Annotated in this window: 13 protein-coding genes and 4 pseudogenes; 10 read left to right on the top strand and 7 right to left on the bottom strand. The window is 66.0% G+C overall.

Annotated features, from left to right (window positions below; all coding sequences use genetic code 11):
• Positions 1-88: 88 nt before the first annotated feature.
• Together ABZT74_RS34360 and ABZT74_RS34355 are read left to right on the top strand one after the other, a co-directional pair.
• Positions 89-491, top strand: a pseudogene (locus ABZT74_RS34360) (carotenoid oxygenase family protein); the annotation flags it as partial.
• 788 nt (positions 492-1,279) lie between these two features.
• Positions 1,280-2,100 (top strand): IS5 family transposase gene (locus tag ABZT74_RS34355; protein WP_356441413.1). Its coding sequence is split into 2 segments (ribosomal slippage): positions 1,280-1,628 and positions 1,628-2,100, totalling 822 coding nucleotides; the frame shifts between segments, so codons are not numbered across the junction.
• 126 nt (positions 2,101-2,226) lie between these two features.
• Here ABZT74_RS34355 and ABZT74_RS34350 read toward each other — a convergent pair.
• Together ABZT74_RS34350 and ABZT74_RS34345 are read right to left on the bottom strand one after the other, a co-directional pair.
• Positions 2,227-3,192 (bottom strand): DUF3710 domain-containing protein, encoded by a 966-nt coding sequence (locus ABZT74_RS34350; protein ID WP_356441410.1) that lies wholly within the window; start codon positions 3,190-3,192, stop codon positions 2,227-2,229.
• Positions 3,189-4,931 (bottom strand): RHS repeat-associated core domain-containing protein, encoded by a 1,743-nt coding sequence (locus ABZT74_RS34345; protein WP_356441408.1) that lies wholly within the window; start codon positions 4,929-4,931, stop codon positions 3,189-3,191. The genes ABZT74_RS34350 and ABZT74_RS34345 overlap by 4 nt, the downstream gene beginning before the upstream one ends.
• A 341-nt stretch (positions 4,932-5,272) precedes the next feature.
• Here ABZT74_RS34345 and ABZT74_RS34340 point away from each other — a divergent pair, with 341 nt between their 5' ends.
• The 3 genes and pseudogenes from ABZT74_RS34340 to ABZT74_RS34330 all read left to right on the top strand — a co-directional run bounded on the left by ABZT74_RS34340 (position 5,273) and on the right by ABZT74_RS34330 (position 7,931).
• Positions 5,273-5,662, top strand: a complete 390-nt coding sequence (locus tag ABZT74_RS34340) for a transposase family protein (RefSeq protein ID WP_356441405.1) — start codon at positions 5,273-5,275, stop codon at positions 5,660-5,662.
• A gap of 170 nt (positions 5,663-5,832) precedes the next feature.
• Positions 5,833-6,099, top strand: a pseudogene (locus tag ABZT74_RS34335) (transposase); the annotation flags it as partial.
• Positions 6,100-6,245: 146 nt separating this feature from the next.
• Positions 6,246-7,931 (top strand): ribonuclease J, encoded by a 1,686-nt coding sequence (locus ABZT74_RS34330; protein WP_356441402.1) that lies wholly within the window; start codon positions 6,246-6,248, stop codon positions 7,929-7,931.
• Positions 7,932-8,128: 197 nt separating this feature from the next.
• Here the strand turns inward: ABZT74_RS34330 and ABZT74_RS34325 are convergent, their stop codons facing one another.
• Both ABZT74_RS34325 and ABZT74_RS34320 read right to left on the bottom strand, forming a co-directional pair.
• Positions 8,129-8,413 carry a contact-dependent growth inhibition system immunity protein gene (locus ABZT74_RS34325; RefSeq protein ID WP_356441399.1) on the bottom strand — a complete coding sequence of 95 codons (285 nt, stop codon included), beginning with the start codon at positions 8,411-8,413 and terminating at the stop codon, positions 8,129-8,131.
• Positions 8,413-9,210, bottom strand: a complete 798-nt coding sequence (locus ABZT74_RS34320; protein WP_356441396.1) for an RNase A-like domain-containing protein — start codon at positions 9,208-9,210, stop codon at positions 8,413-8,415. Before ABZT74_RS34320 ends, ABZT74_RS34325 begins: the two co-directional genes overlap by 1 nt.
• A 78-nt stretch (positions 9,211-9,288) precedes the next feature.
• On the opposite strand from ABZT74_RS34320, the gene ABZT74_RS34315 reads away from it, so the two are divergent.
• Positions 9,289-10,089 carry a hypothetical protein gene (locus tag ABZT74_RS34315; protein WP_356441393.1) on the top strand — a complete coding sequence of 267 codons (801 nt, stop codon included), beginning with the start codon at positions 9,289-9,291 and terminating at the stop codon, positions 10,087-10,089.
• 204 nt (positions 10,090-10,293) lie between these two features.
• Here the strand turns inward: ABZT74_RS34315 and ABZT74_RS34310 are convergent.
• Positions 10,294-11,225, bottom strand: a pseudogene (locus tag ABZT74_RS34310) (IS5 family transposase).
• 245 nt (positions 11,226-11,470) lie between these two features.
• Between ABZT74_RS34310 and ABZT74_RS34305 the strand changes: the two are divergent.
• The 3 genes from ABZT74_RS34305 (at position 11,471) to ABZT74_RS34295 (ending at position 12,792) form a co-directional block, all read left to right on the top strand.
• Complete coding sequence (locus ABZT74_RS34305) at positions 11,471-11,713, top strand: hypothetical protein (RefSeq protein ID WP_356441390.1); 243 nt, start codon at positions 11,471-11,473, stop codon at positions 11,711-11,713.
• Positions 11,714-12,122: 409 nt separating this feature from the next.
• Positions 12,123-12,359 (top strand): hypothetical protein, encoded by a 237-nt coding sequence (locus ABZT74_RS34300; protein ID WP_356441387.1) that lies wholly within the window; start codon positions 12,123-12,125, stop codon positions 12,357-12,359.
• A gap of 148 nt (positions 12,360-12,507) precedes the next feature.
• Positions 12,508-12,792, top strand: a complete 285-nt coding sequence (locus ABZT74_RS34295) for a hypothetical protein (protein WP_356441384.1) — start codon at positions 12,508-12,510, stop codon at positions 12,790-12,792.
• Positions 12,793-13,367: 575 nt separating this feature from the next.
• Here the strand turns inward: ABZT74_RS34295 and ABZT74_RS34290 are convergent.
• Complete coding sequence (locus tag ABZT74_RS34290; protein WP_356441381.1) at positions 13,368-14,900, bottom strand: S1 RNA-binding domain-containing protein; 1,533 nt, start codon at positions 14,898-14,900, stop codon at positions 13,368-13,370.
• 279 nt (positions 14,901-15,179) lie between these two features.
• Positions 15,180-15,386 carry a pyridoxine 5'-phosphate oxidase C-terminal domain-containing protein gene (locus ABZT74_RS34285; protein WP_356441378.1) on the bottom strand — a complete coding sequence of 69 codons (207 nt, stop codon included), beginning with the start codon at positions 15,384-15,386 and terminating at the stop codon, positions 15,180-15,182.
• 290 nt (positions 15,387-15,676) lie between these two features.
• Between ABZT74_RS34285 and ABZT74_RS34280 the strand changes: the two are divergent.
• Positions 15,677-16,872, top strand: a pseudogene (locus ABZT74_RS34280) (IS110 family transposase).
• The last annotated feature ends 1,429 nt before the right edge of the window (positions 16,873-18,301 follow it).

The following is an 18,301-nucleotide window of genomic DNA, read 5'->3' as shown; positions in this document are numbered from 1 at the left end:
GTCCGGCAACAACGGCTCAATGCGTGCCCACTGGGCGTCAGTTAACGACACACATCAACCAACGATCAGATGATCCGAAGGAAACGGCCTAGACGATGCCCGGGTGGAGTTGCCCCGCATCGACGACCGCGCTCTGACCACCCCACATCAGCGTCTGGCCGTGGCCGCGGAAAGCGGCCGGGTCGACGGCCTGCTGCCCGGTGAGTACGACGCCCTGCGCTGGTACGACGTCCGTACGAACGGCAGCACAGCGCAGTCCTGGGACGCCGGTGACCTGTCGGTCGGCGAGCCGGTCTTCGCGCCCGCGCCGGGTACCCGCAGCAGCGAACGCGGGCACTGGCTGACGTTCGCCACCGACCGCACCGACAACACCAGTTGGCTTCTCGTCATCCCCGCGGACGACCCCGCTCAAGGCCCAGTCGCCCGCGTCCGCATCCCCGTTTGCGTCCCCCCTCGGCCTGCACGGCACCTGGCTGCCCACCGAGGAGTGACACCGCCCGCCCCACCTGGGCAGACGCCCCGGCCACGCCCGCACACGGATCGGGCAAGAGAGAAAGGGGGAGCACGGGCGCCAGCTCTCAGCGCCCGAAGAACAACCTCCGTGCCGTCCTCGCCAGACCAAGTACCAGGCCGTCGCCGCAGGGGGCCAAGTCAAGAGCCGGTTACGGAACCTGCTCATAGGTGACGGGGGACGTCGGGCAGACCTCGGCGAGGCGGGCCAACGCGTCCAGCTCGGCCGGGTCCGCGGATAGCTGCCAGGGCAGCTTGTCTGACACCCAGTCCGCCGGCGGTATAGCGGGATGAGGCAGCCTCCCGCAGGAGAACCGGCCCACGCCTCACCCGGGTGGGCGGGGCAGCATTCATCGCAGGAACGATCAGCCCCGCAGCGTCCGGTTGGCCGGGCAGATGCTCCGAACCGTGGACGGACACCGTGACAGATCCGCGGCAGGTCAGCGATAGGAACTCCAGCGGCCGAAGCGGGCCAGCAGCATCCGGGCCCCGCCGCGGCGGCCTGTCGAGGGGCGGCGCCCCTGTGGGCTTCGTGGACGGGCCAGTACGCGGTCTGTATCGCGAGGACCTCGAGGCGGCGGGCCGGACAGCGGCGAGGACTTCGCCAGCTTCTCGATCTCCACCTGTGTCGGTACGGCGCTCGCGACATCAATTTGTCGTCCTGCGCCGCGACGGGGCATGACCCCGGAACGGCCGCAGTATCGGCTAACTGATCGTTTCAGAATGAAGTTCACTGTGGGGCTTGGCAGTTGGGTGTTGTGTCGGCAGGATCTGTGGTGCGCCTCCTGACCTGGTGCCTGATGACCGGTGGGAACGCGTGGCCCCTCTGTTGCCTCCACGGCCACCCAGACGGCATCGGTATCCCGGACGGCTGCCCGCGGATGACCGGGTTGCGCTGCGGGGCATCGTTTACGTGCTGTGCAAGAGCGTGAGCTGGCGGGACGTACCGGCGGAGCAGGTCGGCTGCAGTGGGGTGACGGCCTGGCGACGCCTGCGGGACTGGACCGAAGCAGGCACCTGGCCACGGCTGCACGAGGTGCTGCTGGCCGAGTTGCGGGCCGCGGGCCTGCTCGACATGGACGACGTCGCGATCGACGGCTCACACGTCCGAGCCCTCAAAGGGGGGCTCACACCGGACCTTCGCCGGTCGACCCGGCCAGGCCCGGCAGCAAGCACCATGTGATCGTAGACCGGCATGGCACCCCGATCGTCGTGGCTCAGACCGGGGGAAACCGTCACGACGTCACGCAGTTGATGCCTCTTCTGGACGCGATACCCGGTATCCGCGGAATCCGTGGCAGGCCTCACAGACGGCCACGCCGGCTGTTCGCCGACCGCGGCTACGACTACGACAAGTACCGCCGCCTCCTCCTCCGGGCTCGTGGCATCACACCGAAGATTGCCCGCAAGGGCACAACCCAAGGTTCCGGACTGGGCAAGACCCGCTGGGTCGTCGAGCGGACCTTCGCCTGGCTCCACCAGTTCAAGCGACTGCGAATCCGCTACGAGATACGCGTCGACCTCCACCTCGCACTACTCCAACTCGCCTGCAGCATCATCTGCTTGAGACGACTCCGAACGTCATTCTGAAACCATCAGTTAAAAGGGTGAGCCGACACGGGTCCGTCACCGGTCGACCGCCGGAAGACGGGCAGCAAGCATCACTGGACTGGGTTCGGTCCGGCCCCCTCGCCATTCGCGTCTCGCCCATTCTGCTCATTCCGTGGTCGGCCAGCAGACCTCCAGGTTCGTGATCTCCTGGGTCGCGTCCGCCTGGACCTCCAACGCAGACAGGTCGACCACCGTCTGCGTGAAGAGGTGATGGGCTCGCAGGTCCACAACGTCCGCCAGCGCGGCCGGCCCCCCATAGACCCCACGCAGCAGCCATCCCGGCCCGTCACACCCGACGATCCGCGTCGGCTGGAGCATCCGCTGCCCGTTCTTTACGACAGGGATCTGAGCACGGACCTCGGCACCGAAGCTGCTCTCGGCGTCCTCTGCGCTGCCGCCCTGATCCCGTACCCGATTGATGATCTTGGGTCGCACCGTGCGCCACAACGGCCTTCCGCGTGCCCAGTAGACCTGCAGGGAGAAGGCGTGCCCGCCGAACCTCACGATGACACCGACGATGCGCTCACCGGCGTAGAGGGGTCGCGTCTCGGCGCCTTCGAGGCGCGGGGTCTTCATGACGCCGTAGTCGATCCGCTCCGTGTCCGCCGGCACCGGCGTCTCGGACGCGTCCCAGGGGCCGCATACACCGTCACGGACGCGGGGCCGGGTCACGTCACCGCCGTCGGCTGTCTCCGCCCAAACCCCCTCAGCCTCCTCGAACAAATCATCGAGCACGATAGACGAAATGCCCCGACTCTGCCAGTACGCCCAGATCCAGGCCACCCATTGATTCCAGCTGAACTCCGCACCGGCGTCAGTCAGAGCCAGTGCCCCGAAGGGATCGTCCTCCTTCAGGATCATGGCCAACGCTTCATTGCCGGACTCCAGGACCCGCTCGACCAGGGCAGGATCATCGAGTGCGGCGAGATAGCCGGTCCCCAGCAGAAGCATTCCGGGGGTTGTCCGGTTCCAGACTCCGAACTCGGCCAGGGCAATGCTCTCCCCGGACAGTCTCCCGTCCCGGCCGTACTGCTCGACGATCTCTTTCGCACTCGCCCTGACCTGGTTCATCGGCCGCCCTCTGCTGCCCTTCGTGCTGCCCAACGCGCCGCGCCCTTCTTGAACGCGTCGATGCCGACTGTAACGGCCACAGCTGCCGCGGTGACCGGGTCCGATACCGGCGTGCCACCCCCGATGTGATCACCGACCTGCTGCGCAACGCTGGCCACTTCCTCAACCGCGCCGGACTTGAACTCTGCAGCTTGTGCGCCCTCCTCGGCGGAGGCCTCACCCGACCGACTCGCCGCTGCGCCGGGCTGGTGCCGGGGAATGCCGCTGGGGTCGAAGTCCGGAAGATCGGCGGCCCCGCCTGTCGGGCAGTTGTGGACCAATAGCGGGGTGCCGCCCGCTAGCACGTAGTACGTGTGGAGGGTACCGACGGTGAGGTCGTACGTGGTGCTGTGCTGATGGAAGTTGCGCACGCCGCGGATGACGACCGTCGTGCTGTCCGACTGACGGAGCTCGGTGCCCGCGGTGAGTTGGTGGGCGTCGATCCAGCGGTGGTGGGTGGCGTCCCAGAAGGGGTGGTGCCAGGTGATCGTGAGGGTCCGCTGGGCGTTCCGGTGTGAGGCATCGCGGGTCTGCTGACTGGGAGGTCCGCGGGTGGGTGCTGTGTCCAGGGTGAGGGTGGTGAAGTCCTTGTCCGTCGTGGTGACGATGACGTTCTGGACTCTCTCGGGTGCTGTGACGCCGGTTTGCGGGTCTGTCGCCAGGACGGTGTCGCCGACCTTAATTCTGCTGATCGGTTTTGAGGAGCCGTCTGCCAGGCGTACGCCTGTGCTGGATATGAAGCTGTGGGTTGCGCAGCCTGCCGCGTCTTCGACTGCGCCGGCACCCGCGTCCTCCGCTTTGCGCGCTTCGGCGATGGCGTGTTCTGCCTTGACCGCGTCCTCCGCCAACTTTGCGGCCTCCTCCGCGTCCTTGACTGGTGTGTAGGCGCGGTCGAGGGAGCGCCAGAGTTTGAAGGCTTCGACGCCGACCTTGATTGCTTTGAAGACCTTGCCCCAAGGGACGGCGGTGAGGGCTGTGTTAACGCAGCCCATGACGTCGCCCTTGGTGAAGCAGTTGTAGGCGTCGGTCAGGCCGATGACGTCGGCGACGAGGCTGAGGAGCTGGTGCTGGAAGCCAGATGCTTGCTTTTTGGCCGCTGCTGCTGCGGCGTCCGCGGTGGTCTTGGCGCGTTGTACGGCGCGGGCTTCGGCCTGCGGGTCGTAAGTCTTTTTGCTGATGTTGCCGCCGGCCGCGCCGATGGTGTGGCCGTCGGAGCATTTGCCGTGGTGGCAGACGGCGGTGTTGGAGCCGCCCGGGTCGACGGGGCCGGTGGTGACGACGCGGACGGGGTTGCTCTTGCTGGTGCCGGTGCCGCCGATGGGGTAGCCGATGCCGCACTGGTCGGCCATGCACAGGCCGGACGGGTCGGACTCGCTGACCGGGGTGTCGCCGGCGTAGTCGTAGGCGTTCCAGGTCTGTGGGGAGCCTGGGTCCAGGATGGGGTCGGGGCTGAGGAAGCGGCCGATGCTTGGGTCGTATTCGCGGGCGCCGAGGTTGGTCGGGCCGGTGTTGTCGTCTTGGGTGCCGCCGACGTATCCCTGTTGTCCGATCCAGGTGCCGCTTTGATCGCGTGTTTCGCCGAAGGGCTTGCACTGGCGGCGGGTGACCTGCTGGGTCTGGGAGTCGATCTGCAGGGTGCCGGTGCCCTGGTGGTCGGGGATGAGGTAGGTAGATTTTCCGTCGGAGGAGTGGGTGGCCACGGTCCGGCCGGCGAGGGAGATGTAGCGGACGCCGTCGGCGTTGCTGGCACCCGTCTTGAGGGTGATTTCCTCGTCACCGGCGTAGAGGGTGGTGGCGTCCGGGCTGTGCCGGATCAGGAGGCTGCCGCTGGCGTCGTACAGGTATGCGCTGGTGGCCAGAGCACATCGTGCGAACGGGCCGTGAAACGCCGAAAACCCCGGCCGAGGGGGTGGTTCCCGAGTGTTACCAGCACTCGGACCCGGACGGGGGTGGCTTTATCGCGCAGTGCTGGGTTCTGGCACACATTCCGTGAGGACGATCACCAGCGTTATGCCACGGTGACGTCGCGTCATATGGGGCCGTGGTGCGGTGTGATGACCTCATAGGGGTGCTGTCTCCGCAGTTCAGGGCGGTTCTGGTGGAGCGGGTGTTCACGGAGTGCGGTGTGGTGCACATCGTTCCGAGAACCCTCGGTGGCACGGCTTCGTGCCCGGACTGCGAATTTCCGTCGAGTCATGTGCACAGCTGCTACGAACGCCGGCTGGACGACAGTCCGGTTAGCGACCAGCCGGTGGTGATTGCGCTGAGCGTGCGGCGGCTGTACTGCGATAACAGCCTGTGCGGGCGTCGTGCGTTCGTTGAGCAGGTCGCGGGTCTGACGTTCAGGTACGGGGGAAGGACTCCGGTATCGCGCCGTGTCCTGGCGGTGGTTGCAGTTGCCCTCGCAGGCCAGGCCGGGCCCGTCTGGTAGCTGTCGTCCTGCAGACGAAGGCGAGTCGGACTACGCTGCTGCGGGCGATCACGGCCGTGCCTGATCCGCTCTGGGCCGTTCCAAAGGTGCTGGGCGTCGATGACTTCGCCACCTGTCGCGGGCACCACTACGGCACTGTCCTCATCGACTGAGCGAACGGCCGGCCTCTCGACCTGCTGCCGGGCCAGGACGCCTCTACCCTCGCGGGCTGGCTGCGCGAGCATCCCGGCGCCGAGATCATCTGTCGTGACCGAGCCGGCTCCTACGCCGACGGCGCCCGGACCGGTGCACCGAACTCGATCCAAGTGGCCGACCGCTTCCACCTCTGGCACAACCTTGGCACCCCCGTCGAGCCACCGTCAGACTCCACAGCACGTGCCTCAAGACAGCTTCCACCAGCTCAGACGGCCCTACGAGCGATGGCGACAGCGCGGTGAGATAGCCGGTAGCCCTGGGTGGTGCCGCAGGTTGCTGGTGAGGCGGTCGTTGGCCTGCTGCCAGCACCGCTCGATCCGCTCGGCAGGAGGAAGGGACCGCCCAGGCAATGGATCACCTCGTTCCACTCTCCGGGTAATGTCCAGGCATGAGTCATCCGCACCCCGAGCTGAAAGCCGCTCCGCCCCTTCCCGAAGGAGGGCTGCGGGTCATCGCCCTCGGCGGCCTGGGCGAGATCGGCCGCAATATGACCGTCTTCGAGCACGCCGGCAAGCTGCTCATCGTCGACTGCGGCGTGCTGTTCCCCGAAGAGACCCAGCCCGGCGTAGATGTAATCCTTCCGGACTTCACCTCCATCCGGGACCGGCTGGACGACATCGTGGCCGTGGTCCTCACTCACGGCCATGAGGACCACATCGGCGGCGTGCCCTACCTGCTGCGCGAGCGGTCCGACATTCCCATCGTCGCCTCCCAGCTGACGCTGGCGTTCCTGGAGGCCAAGCTCAAGGAACACGGTATCCGGCCGCGCACGGTGCGCGTGCGGGAGGGCGACCGGCGCAGCTTCGGGCCCTTCGACTGCGAGTTCGTGGCGGTCAACCACTCCATCCCGGACGGCCTCGCGGTCGCGATCCGCACCGGCGCCGGGATGGTGCTGCACACCGGCGACTTCAAGATGGACCAGTTCCCTCTCGACGACCGCATCACCGATCTGCGTGCCTTCGCCCGCCTCGGCGAGGAGGGTGTGGACCTGTTCCTCACCGACTCCACCAACGCCGAAGTACCCGGCTTCACCACCTCCGAGCGTGAGCTGAACCCTGCGATCGAGCAGGTGCTGCGCACGGCGCCGCGCCGGGTCATCGTCTCCAGCTTCGCCAGCCATGTGCACCGCATCCAACAGGTTCTGGACGCCGCCCACCAGCACGGCCGCAAGGTCGCCTTCGTCGGCCGGTCGATGGTCCGCAACATGGGAATCGCCCGTGACCTGGGCTATCTGAAGGTCCCCTCCGGTCTGGTCGTGAGTACGAAGGAGCTGGAGAAGCTCCCAGACCACAAGATCACTCTGGTGTGCACCGGCTCCCAGGGCGAACCGATGGCCGCGCTGTCACGGATGGCCAACCGCGACCACCAGATCCGTATCGGCAAGGGCGACACCGTCCTGCTCGCCAGCTCCCTCATCCCCGGCAACGAGAGCGCCATCTACCGCGTCATCAACGGGCTTACCCGGTGGGGCGCCCACGTGGTCCACAAGGGCAACGCCAAGGTCCACGTCTCCGGGCACGCCAGCGCCGGCGAACTCGTCTACTGCTACAACATCGTCAAACCCCGCAATGTCATGCCTGTGCACGGCGAATGGCGCCACCTGCAGGCCAACGGCGACCTCGCCATCCGTACCGGTGTCGACCCGGACCGGGTCGTCATCGCCGAGGACGGCGTCGTCGTTGACCTCGTCGACGGCCGCGCGTCCATCACCGGGAAGGTCCCCGCAGGCTACGTCTACGTGGACGGGATGGAGGTCGGCGGCGTCACCGAAGCCTCCCTCAAGGACCGCCGCACGCTTGGGGAAGAGGGTGTGGTCACGGTGGTGGCGATCGTCGACGCCGACACCGGCGCCCTCGCCGAAGCCCCCGACTTCCTGGCCCGCGGCTTCGCCCATGACGACACCACCTTCGAGACGGTCATCCCCGTCATCGAGAAGACCCTGGCCACCGCTGCCGACGAAGGCGTCGGGGACGCGATCCAACTCGAACAGCTCATCGCCCGCGCCGTGGCGAACTGGGCGTTTCGCACCTACCGCCGCAGACCCCTCATCATCCCCGTCATCATCGACGCCTGAGCCCCGGCAGCACGGCCCCTGCCTGCCGTGCCCGGCCTCGCGAGTATCGAAGCCGGGCACGGGAGTCAGGAGTCGCCACGCAGTCGGTCGCAGCCGATGGCGCTCGGGCAGCGAAGGGCGCTTGGCTGCTTTCAGGACCATTCAGGGGTCCCGGGGCGGTGCAGGCGTGGAGCACTGCGCCGCCCCAGGAGGTTGGGTCACCCCAAGGCTTCCAGCATGGTGCGGAACCAGTTGGTCATCGTCACGCCGTCGGTGCGGGGGTCGTAGTAGGCGTTGCCCTCCTCCAGCCACACTTGGGCGAGCTGCTCGTCGGACGTGCCGGCGTCGAGCAGGCTGCGGATCGCCTCGCGCAGAGTGTCCACGGACTCCGGAGGATTGGTCTCCCGGTAGTCGGTCAGCGCCTCGATCGGCGTGTCGTAGTCCAGGTCGTAGTCCTGGTTGAAGTAGGCACTCGCGAGATTTTCGAGGGGTTCGGGAAGCATCAAATCTCCGGGTAGGACGTCAGGATGTAGTAGCCATCGCTCTTCTTCTTAAGCACGGTGACCACCTTCTTGGGGCTGATGAAGGTGTCCGAGGCTTTCAGATAGATCTTTCCGCCTGCGCCGTCCATCGCGTTTTCGAAGGGCTGCTTTTTGCCTGTGGCGGCTGATGACAACCACTGCTGGATCGCAGCCTGATTCTTGGCGATGTTGTCTCCGGTGGCCTTCTCTGCGGCGGCGAGGTCATTGAAGGTCGAAGCCTTCGGGAGGCCCCGAGCTTTCAGGAAGGCGTCGCTCTTGCCTACGTGACGTGCGATTGCGTGGCCGCCGGCCCGTTCGTGGAGCAGGAGACTGCAGGCGGAGTTGTGGACGAGGAGCGGGGTGCGTCCGGCGAGCACGTAGTAGGTGTGCAGTCCGGCGACGGTGAGGTTGAACGTGCGGGCGGTTCGCTCGAAGGGTCGGTTGTTCTGGACAGCGATCGGCGTGCCGTCCTCCGTCCGGAGCGTCATCCCCTTGTGGAGATCTTCGGTCTTGACCCAGTCGCGCTGGGAGGGTGACCAGAAGGGGTGTTCGTTCGTGGCGGTGATTCGTTCGGCGCCATGACGGGTGCGCACGGTCAGTTCGTTGAAGCGTTTGTCGTGCTCGGTGACGATGAGTTCGGTGACCGGGCGGGCAGCCGTCAGGCCGGTTGTGGGGTCGGTGGCCAGAACTTGATCGCCGCGGTGGACCGTCTCGATGGCTTTCGTCGTCCGGTCCGCCATGAGAACGCGGGTTCCGGCGAGGAAGACAACCTGACCCACCCCAGGTCAGCGCACTGGAAGGGCCGCTTCCAGCGACACGGGCCAACTGGGGTTCGGAAGCCTGATTGACTGTGCGTCGTGACCGAGATGATCAACCTTCCGGATCCCGAAGCTGACTGGGCGCCCGCCACGTCCTCGGCTCAAATAGGTGCACGCAATCCGGCACGGCAGTGCTCCATGTTCCAAGCCGCAACGGAGCCGCTGATTTCGCTGGCGCTGCTCGCAGTAGAGCTGGACTCGGTGGCTCGACGGCTGCGGTTGACGATCGAGGAGTCGTGGGACAGACACGGCGCCATTCGTGCTGCGTTTTTCACTCTCGATGGAACGGACTTCGTCGTCACCCATCACGAGCGTGATCCGTCGGGCACGTACGTATGGGTCAGAAAGTCTGGACCTGTCGATCCCGCCGAGCGCATGGCCGTTCTTCTCACGGCCCTCGACATGGGCTCAGAGGCCGTCTCGTACTCCACTTGGGGCATGGGAACAGACCTTTCCCGGGTGCCCGCTGCCTGGGGCCGGAAGAGGGGCAGGCGGGTCGAATCACACCAGAGGTTCTGGGAGAACTTCAGGAAGCGGACGGGCATGTACGTCGGCCGCATCACCTACGACGGGGTAACGGCCTACCTCAACGGTTACGACCATGCCTGCGGCGGAGCGCTACTGAACGGACTGCGAGAGTGGCTCGCGGATACGAACCAGGTCGGTCAGAACCTCGTCTGGTCGGCCCAGGTTGTTCAGGTCGTCTTCCCCGAGGGCCGACCGGTCGAGCCGTGGTCGGATGACGAGCATCGTCAGGCTGTCGCTGGGCTCTTCGACCTGCTGGAGGGGTTCTTCGAGCACCTCGCAAGCGGCCACGGCGCCATGCCGGAAACCGGCTAATGCGCCGAGTGCTCGTCTACGCCGTGGCCTGGCGAGGGCGGTGCCCGGTAGGAGGCCGGCCCGACCGTGGACTATTGGGTGGCTCTGAGGGCCGCGAAACCGACCGTCACTGACCGATCCATCTAGAGCTACGGATCAGAAGGTGGCCGTGCCCGAGGGAGGGTAGACCACGGTCAATGGCGGTGCTAGTCGCTGTTTCTTGGATCATGTGCGGAGCCAGATGACGAGGGCTGCGAGGGTGATGGTGCCGAGGTAGGTGTAGGCCCGTTTCTCGTAGCGGGTGGCGACGGCTCGGAAGCCTTTCAACCGGTTGATGGCACGCTCAACGGTGTTGCGCTTCTTGTAGCGCTCGCTGTCGAAGCCGGTGGGCCGACCGCCTCGGGAACCGCGGTTGCGGCGGTGCGAATGCTGGTCGAGGCGTTCGGGGATGGTGTGCGCGATTCCGCGTCGTCGCAGGTAGCGGCGATTCTTGCGCGACGTGTAGGCCTTGTCGGCCAGGACATGATCAGGTCGGGTGCAAGGCCGTCCGAATCCGAGTCGGGGGACGGACATCTGCTGCAGGACGGGCTCGAGTTGGGGGCCGTCACCGTAGTGCCCGGGGGTCAGGAGGAAGGTGAGCGGCCTGCATCGTCCGTCGGCGGCGAGGTGGATTTTGGTGGTGAAGCCGCCGCGGGATCGTCCCAGGCACTCGCCGATCTGACCACCTCCTCCAATCGGGCGACCAGTTTTCGAAGCACCGGATCGACCTGGTTCGTCCCCCGGCTGGCCCCCTTTTGAGGAACCGCGGCGGGCGGCGCCTTCATCGCGCCGGCCGCATGCTGGTGCGACCTCACCGCTGTGGAGTCGACCGACACGTCCCAGTCGATCCGGCCCGCGGCATCCTCGGCAGCCTGCACCCGCGACAACAGCATCTGCCAGGTCCCGTCCGCCGACCAGCGACGATGACGTTTATAGACCGTCTCCCAGGGCCCGAACCGCTCCGGCAGATCCCGCCACTGCACACCGGTCCGCACACGGTAGAGAACCCCGTTGATCACCCGACGGTGGTCGCTCCATCGACCTCCACGCGCACCACCAGGAGGTAAGAACGACTCCAGTCGATCCCACTCAGCATTCGTCAGATCGCCACGGCCCATGCAGCCAGCCTGACCCCAACACCACACTCATGTACGGAGATCCGAGAAACAGCGCCTAGGTCGAGCTCAACGGCTCCCCCTGGCGATCGTTGATGCGGGTCAGAGCACAACCGAGGCCGCAGAGCCCGGTGATTCCAAAGCTCAGCGCTCCACGTCACTACGGTGAACCGAGCCCGGGCACTGTTCACCGTCGTCGCGGGTCAGATTCGCGAACTGCTCCGCCAGAGGACGTTTATGCTCGCCCCATGGAGGAGCGAGAGATCGCGCGGCGGATAGTTGGTGTTCTGACTCGCGCACAGGATCTAGAGCGCGAGCCCGAGGATCCCAATCACGATGCCGAGGTTATCGGCGAGCTGCTGGCGGAGTGCATCCCACCGGTCCTCATCGACAGGTCGTGGTCCGACGCCCAGCTCACCCAAGAGGTAAACCGTCAGTTGGACGCTCCTCTGCAACTCATTGCCGCTGCGTTCGCCTCAGCCTTTATCTAACTTGCCGAGTACCACGACGCTGGACGCACGGACGTGTCGTCGGCCGACGTGCTGCGCGAACTCGCGCTCCAAAATGAGGATGACGCTGAGTCATCAGAGTAGGAGGGCCGTTACCGCAGCGATCGGCGCCACACCGCGATGCCGCGCGCTCCTCGGCGTGCTCGCCGCGGCCGGCCGTCTCTGACGGGGCGCAGATCATGGCGAGTCATAGGCCCGGGACTGCTGCGGTCACTGCGGCGGTGCTGTTCCCGCTGTCGCCGAGACGGCAGACCGACCCAACACTCCGCAGCCTACGGGCAGTCGCCGACAACGTCCGAGCACCACAGGCGCACCAAATGCCCGCAGCTTCCCAAGCTGATGGTCTACCGCACGCCTTGACCTCGCAGGTACACCCTGATCGGCTGATCCCGTGGCCACCGACCCGAGCGAGTACGACAATGCGATGCCGATAGTGGCGGCCCACCTGGCGAAGGTCGAGCGGGCAGTCAGCCGGACCCGTTCCTCTCACGGCGGACAGCCATACGCGGCTGTCCGACAAGCGCTCCTTGAAGCACTGAAGGATGAAGACGCCCAACAAGTCGTACCCCAGGTTGTCAACGAGTTCGCCCGACGGATCTCTGAGGAGCCGGAACGGCTCCCGTTCTGACATCTATCCCTGACACCAACGACGCAGACAACGGCAGCCCCGGACGACCGATGACGCCTTCCCACTCCGCGATGCCGAGCGCTGTGAAGCCCCGGTGATCGAACTCCTAAAGCGGTGTTCCACACCTGGCCGGTGAGATCATCCGTGGATGACCGACGCACAGCTACCCCCAGGGTGGACGCTTCAGCAAATCCGGGACGTGTCTGGCGACCAAAGGGCTGTCCCCCTGAATCCAAACCGGGCGGTGAAGTGGGTCGCTTTCACCGGAGCCGACGAGATGCTGCAGCCAGAGATCGTTCTCGGGTTCGGCAGCTTGTGTCTCGTGAAACCCGTCCACGACGACGACTGGTACATGGGCAGCTTGTACGACGACGGCAGCATCGACTGCTGGTGTGCCTACGACGACCTATACGAGGCACTTCGCGGCCTGTAGAAGCATGCGGGTTGGGCTGCGCTCAGAGACTCAGTTCAGACGATCCCATTCCGTCTGTCCTCGCCACCAGTCGCCATGGCTCATGACTAACCCGGGCCGTCTCCGGGCCGTCCGACGGTGCTCGACGACGGCACTCGAAGCAGTCCATCCGCCCCGCATGGGCTGCTCCCACTGGGACAACTCCCCGTGAGCTGGCAGCACTGGAAAGCCGAGTGCTGGCTGAGCCCCGAACCATTCGATGGCACGGCGCTGCGAAAACCAACGGCGCCATTCCCCCTCGAGGAGGAATGAAGTGGGAGTACGACTACAACGACCACGGCCAGCACTCGCCCCTCCTCCATAGCATCTACCAACACGGATCGGCCCTCGTGGGCAGCAACCGCGGCCGTGAGTTCTGGATACTCGTCGTGACTGGACCTCAGCGCGGTCGAGTCTGGTGGCTAGGGGACGGATGCACCGCCCCGTATGCCGATGCTGGCGAGGAAGCAAAACCGGAAGTCGACTTCGTGTCCTGGCTCCAGGACGGGCAGGCCGATCGAGGGTGGTGGTCTCATGACCCGTAAGGCTTGGATTGATCAGGTGCCGGGTTCGTCCCGGCGGGCAGAGATCGCCTGCCGGTGCGAGAGCGTGATGCGGCGACGAGTCGGGTCGATGTCCAGGATCCTCACGGGGAGTGCGTCGCCGACGTGGACGGCAAACTGCGGATGATCCGGGTGCCCGTCGCCCAGTTCGGTGGTGTGCACCAGACCCTCGAAGCCGTTCTCCCTCTCTTCGATGCGTACGAACACCCCGAACGGCACGAGCTTGGTGACGCGGCCGACGACAGTCTGGCCGACCTGCCCGGCCAGCCGTGGCATCGGATCTTTGTGCAGGGCCCTGAGCGACAACGACACGCGTTCGCGGATCGGGTCTACGTCGAGAATCTTGGCGCTGATCTCCTGGCCGACGGCGACGATTTCGGAGGGGTGGTTGAAGGGGCGCCATGACAGCTCGGGGATATTGATCATCGCTTCGAAGCCGCCGATGTCGACGAAAGTGACCAAGAAATCGGCGATGCGGGTCACCTGGCCGGTGACGACCTCACCTTGGGTAAGGGACTTGAGGAAGGCCCATTTCATGGTGCTCGGGGTGGGGTCGATCTCCCAGCGGGCGCGTACCACTCCGTCGCTGTCGGGCATGACGGCGGCGAGCAGCGGGACCCGGTCGTCGGCGTACATGGACAGGATCATCGCGGCGGAAGCGCTGGAAAGGCGGGCGGTGAGCTCCGGGAACTCGTCTTCGTCGGCGGTGGCGCTGTGCATCCGACCATCTCTGCCCTGCCAGACACACTCGACGTGGCCCTCGGCGGGGAGGGTGGCGAGTACCGCGTCGATGTCGGAGGACAGGTCCGGCCAGATAGCCAGCCGGGCTCGGGGAGCGAGCTCGGCGCGGATCGTGTCGATGTTGTCGGGGGTGAGGCGGTGCCATCGCCCGGAGTTGTAGGCGGACTGCTCTTCCAGGACCCTGGCGTTGGTCCCCGCCATCGACCAGCGCAACTGAGCCCAGAATTCGTCGTCGGCCGACCGCTGGGGACCTTCGTCCTCGGCTTCGAACTCGTACGGCGAGGAGTCGATCCGCTCCGGGAACAGCCCGAGCGCGCGGGTCCGGGCCACCGCGGTTGCGCAGGGCCGACTGCTGCCGATGTACAGGTATTGGTCCCAGCCCACGTGCACGGCGAAGGTGTCTTCCACTTCCAGCCGGCACCATGCGCCACCGTCGCGCAGCATGGTCCGTACAAGATCCATCGCGGTGCTTACCGAGACCTCCGCGCCATCGTGGAAACCGTCAGGCCCGGTCGGGAAGGCACTGGCCAGTCCGAAGCCGTCCATCGGTGCCTTCAGCCCGAAGTTCACGAATGGCGCTGGGAGATGCGGCTCGCGGACCGCGAAGCACTTGATGCCGGTGTCTGCGGCGAACGCTTCGATTGCTCGAACGTAAGCACCCTCGACCTGGCCGTGGTCACTGACCGTGTCCTCGGTGCCCGTGTAGTGGCCGTATTCATCACGGTCGGCGGGGTCGTACTTGGTGACGCGATAGACGTAGGGCAGCACGCCCTCATCTTCCAGCATGGTTCGGATGCGACAACGCGCAGTGCCACTACGCATCGAGGGGGCAAGCACTCAAGCCGCCAATACCCAGCCGGTGTCGTTCCACATGAAGTCGCTTCTCGGACTGGGACGTGTCCTCATACGCCTGTAGGGCAGTAGCAGCACCAGGGGCCGGCCACCAACAGACAGGCCAGAGGCGCAATCGCCGATGGAACAGCTATTCGGTTGCCGTTGGCAGGTTGTGCCACGGCAGATTCGCAGGTCAGCGCAATTTCTGCGCTTGCCCACCCGTCGATGCCTTCAAGGCCACAGCATCTGCTTGGTCCACCCGCCGGGTGAAGACAGGTTGACGAGCCGGGTGTGGCGGCGCTCCTTGTCGCTCTGCCAGAATTCCACCGACTCCGGCCGCACTGAGTAAAGCGTCCAACCTGGCGCCACGAGGCCCGGCTCACTCTTGATCCGCGTGAGCGACGCCTCCACCTGCGCATCCCTCTCGGCCAGATCCACGAGCGGTTGCGACTGCCGACGGAGCAGAGCTTCCGACCGCCCCCCCCGTTACCGTCTTCGTGGCTCCGCAATGGGGCCTCCGGCCTTCGGGTCCGGCATGACTTCCCCCTCCTGTTGTTGATGATCAGGGGGGGGTGGTGTCACCGGGGCCGGAGGCATCGACGGACCGCTGATGAGGGGCTTGAGCACCGGCTTCACCCGAGCCGGATGAGCTCTCCGTAACGTGGGTGTGGCAGCTCGATGCCGAGGCAAGGCCGGTCGGAAAGTGTGACCGGAGGGGCCTGCACGTGATCGACACCGGCGACATCGACGTCTTCCTCGGCCTGGACGTCGGCAAGGGCGAACACCACGCCACCGCCGTCACACCAGCCGGGAAGAAAGCCTTCGACAAGCGCCTGCCCAACACCGAACCCAAGCTCCGCGAGCTGTTCGCGAAACTCCAGGCCAAGCACGAGACGGTGCTGGTCGTGGTCGACCAGCCGGCCTCGATCGGTGCCCTGCCGCTGGCGGTCGCCCGAGACATGGGCTGCCCGGTCGCCTACCTGCCCGGGCTCACGATGCGACGGATCGCCGACCTCTACCCGGGAGAGGCAAAGACGGACGCGAAGGACGCATTCATCATCGCCGACGCGGCCCGCACGATGCCCCACACGCTGCGGGCCATCGACGCCGAGGACGAGACGATCGCCGAGCTGGAGATGATCGTCGGGTTCGACGACGACCTGGCCGGCGAAGCCACCCGCGTCGCCAACCGGCTGCACAGCCTGCTGACCCAGATCCATCCGTCGCTGGAACGGGTCCTGAGGCCCAGGTTGCAGCACCCGGCCGTCCTGGCCCTGCTGGAGCGTTTCGGTTCACCGGCCCAGATCCGCACGGCAGGACGGCGACGGCTGGTCACGCTGTTACGGCCGAAGGCCCCGAGGATGGCCGAGCGGCTGGTCGAGGCTTCACCGCCCTGGACGAGCAGACCGTCACCGTTCCGGGCACCGAGGCGGCAGCATTGATCGTCCCAAGTCTGGCCGTGTCCCTGGCCGCCGTGCTTGATCAGCGAAAACTGCTGGCCGGTCGGATCGAGGAACTCCTGGAGGCCCACCCTCTTTCGAAGATCCTGACCTCGATGCCGGGAGTCGGCGTCAGGACCGGAGCCCGCATCCTGATCGAGGTCGGTGACGGCAGCACCTTCCCCACCGCCGGCCACCTCGCCGCCTATGCCGGCCTCGCCCCCGCGACCCGCAGTTCCGGGTCCTCGATCCGCGGCGAACAGCCCTCACGGAGAGGAAACAAGCAGCTCAAACGGGCCTTCTTCCTCTCCGCGTTCGCCGCCCTGAGCGACCCGGCCTCGCGGATCTACTACGACAAGAAGATCACCCAGGGCAAGCACCACACCCAGGCCCTGCTCTGCCTCGCCCGACGCCGGGCCGACGTCCTCTTCGCCATGCTCAGAGACGGCACCTTCTACGAACCTCGGACAACCGGAACGGGGTGAGGGCAACCAGCCTGCCTGCGAACCGAGATCGCGCAGGCCATCACGGCAGCCCTACATGTCATGAACCTCCACGGAGAACCCCTCTGCAAGGACGGAGTTCAGGTGCTCCGCATGCGCACCCAGCCATTGGCGCGCGTCAGAGAACTTCGCCGTCAGTTCGACGAGCACGTAGTCCTCGGCGCCATCAGTCGACCCACCACAGACGCAGCAACGGAGACGCTCACTCACCGCACCCGTCCACTCCGGTCCGTTCCCGCCCGCTGCCACCGTCTCATCATCAACATGCACGAGCACATCGTTCCAGCCGCCCTAGAACAGCCCCATCCACCTTGACCAAAGAGATAGGGGCACCCCCCCCAATCTCTGCACCGGAGCTGCGAGTTCGCCCCTCCCCCGCGATGCACGGCCGATCTGCGGAAAGTCATACTCCCCGGATGACGATGCCGGCAAGGCCCTTGATCATCTTCGATGACGACCACTACACGTACGTCCTGCGCGATCAAGCGTCGGGGAGGATGACGCCATGTCAAATCAACCGAGACGGCCTCTCAGCGAACTTCGGCAAGGCGAGACAGTCCAAGCAACGATCACTAGTCACCAGCCATGGGGCCTCACGGCAAAAATCGACGAGTACGACCCGGTGGGAGCCTCACTCGACAAGATTCGCCGCGGAAGCGAGCCGGGAGTGAAGCGACTCGTGCAGGAGCTCCCGCCAGTGGGAGCGACCGTCGACCTCGTCATAGGCAAGATCCGTGATTGGCATCGCGAGCCGTGGATATGGGTCGACCTCACAGCACCTAGCCCAGCCGAAGACTGACCGCACCTGCCGATGAGGCGTTCTGGGAGGTGCCCGACGAGGTGCAGTGATCCCCTGCCGGTGACGATGGCGGCAGGGGCAGTGTTCTGCAATGCACGTACCTCCGTCCGCGGCCGCGCCCCACCACGCTCGCCGTGCACGCCGGTTCTCGACCGCAGAGCTGACCTGCCCCTCACACACGGGTCATGGCGGCGTTCAAAAAAGTGAGCCGTACTACGACTTCTTGGTGAACCTCACGTCCAACCCGCACGGCGCGTCCCGGTCGTCCGTCGCGCACAGTGCCTTGCCATCGTCTACCACCGCCAGGTCGAAGTGGCAGCCCTCGGCCACGCCACCGACCGAAAGGGCTACCCACGAGCCAGACTTGGCCGTCTCGTCCGAGATCTCGGTCTGCTTGCTGGTCGGGACGTAAAAGGACCAGTCTCCTGCGGAGGGCTTTCCGGGGCACCTCGCCGAGGCGAGGTTGTCCCCGATGGAGGTCTAAGAGAGCATCTGATCAAGGTTCAGGCTGGATTGCCGGAATCGCCGGTTTCGATTCGCCAGGTTGGTGCGGATTCTCCGGTGAGTTCACGGCTGGTTTTGTTAGCCATGGCCCAGTGGACCATGGTGCGT

It is taken from the genome of Streptomyces sp. NPDC005302, from assembly GCF_040607345.1.
Taxonomy (GTDB): Bacteria; Actinomycetota; Actinomycetes; order Streptomycetales; family Streptomycetaceae; genus Streptomyces.
The sequence above is the reverse complement of the archived record's forward strand: the minus strand, read 5'-3'. Positions and strand labels throughout refer to the sequence as shown.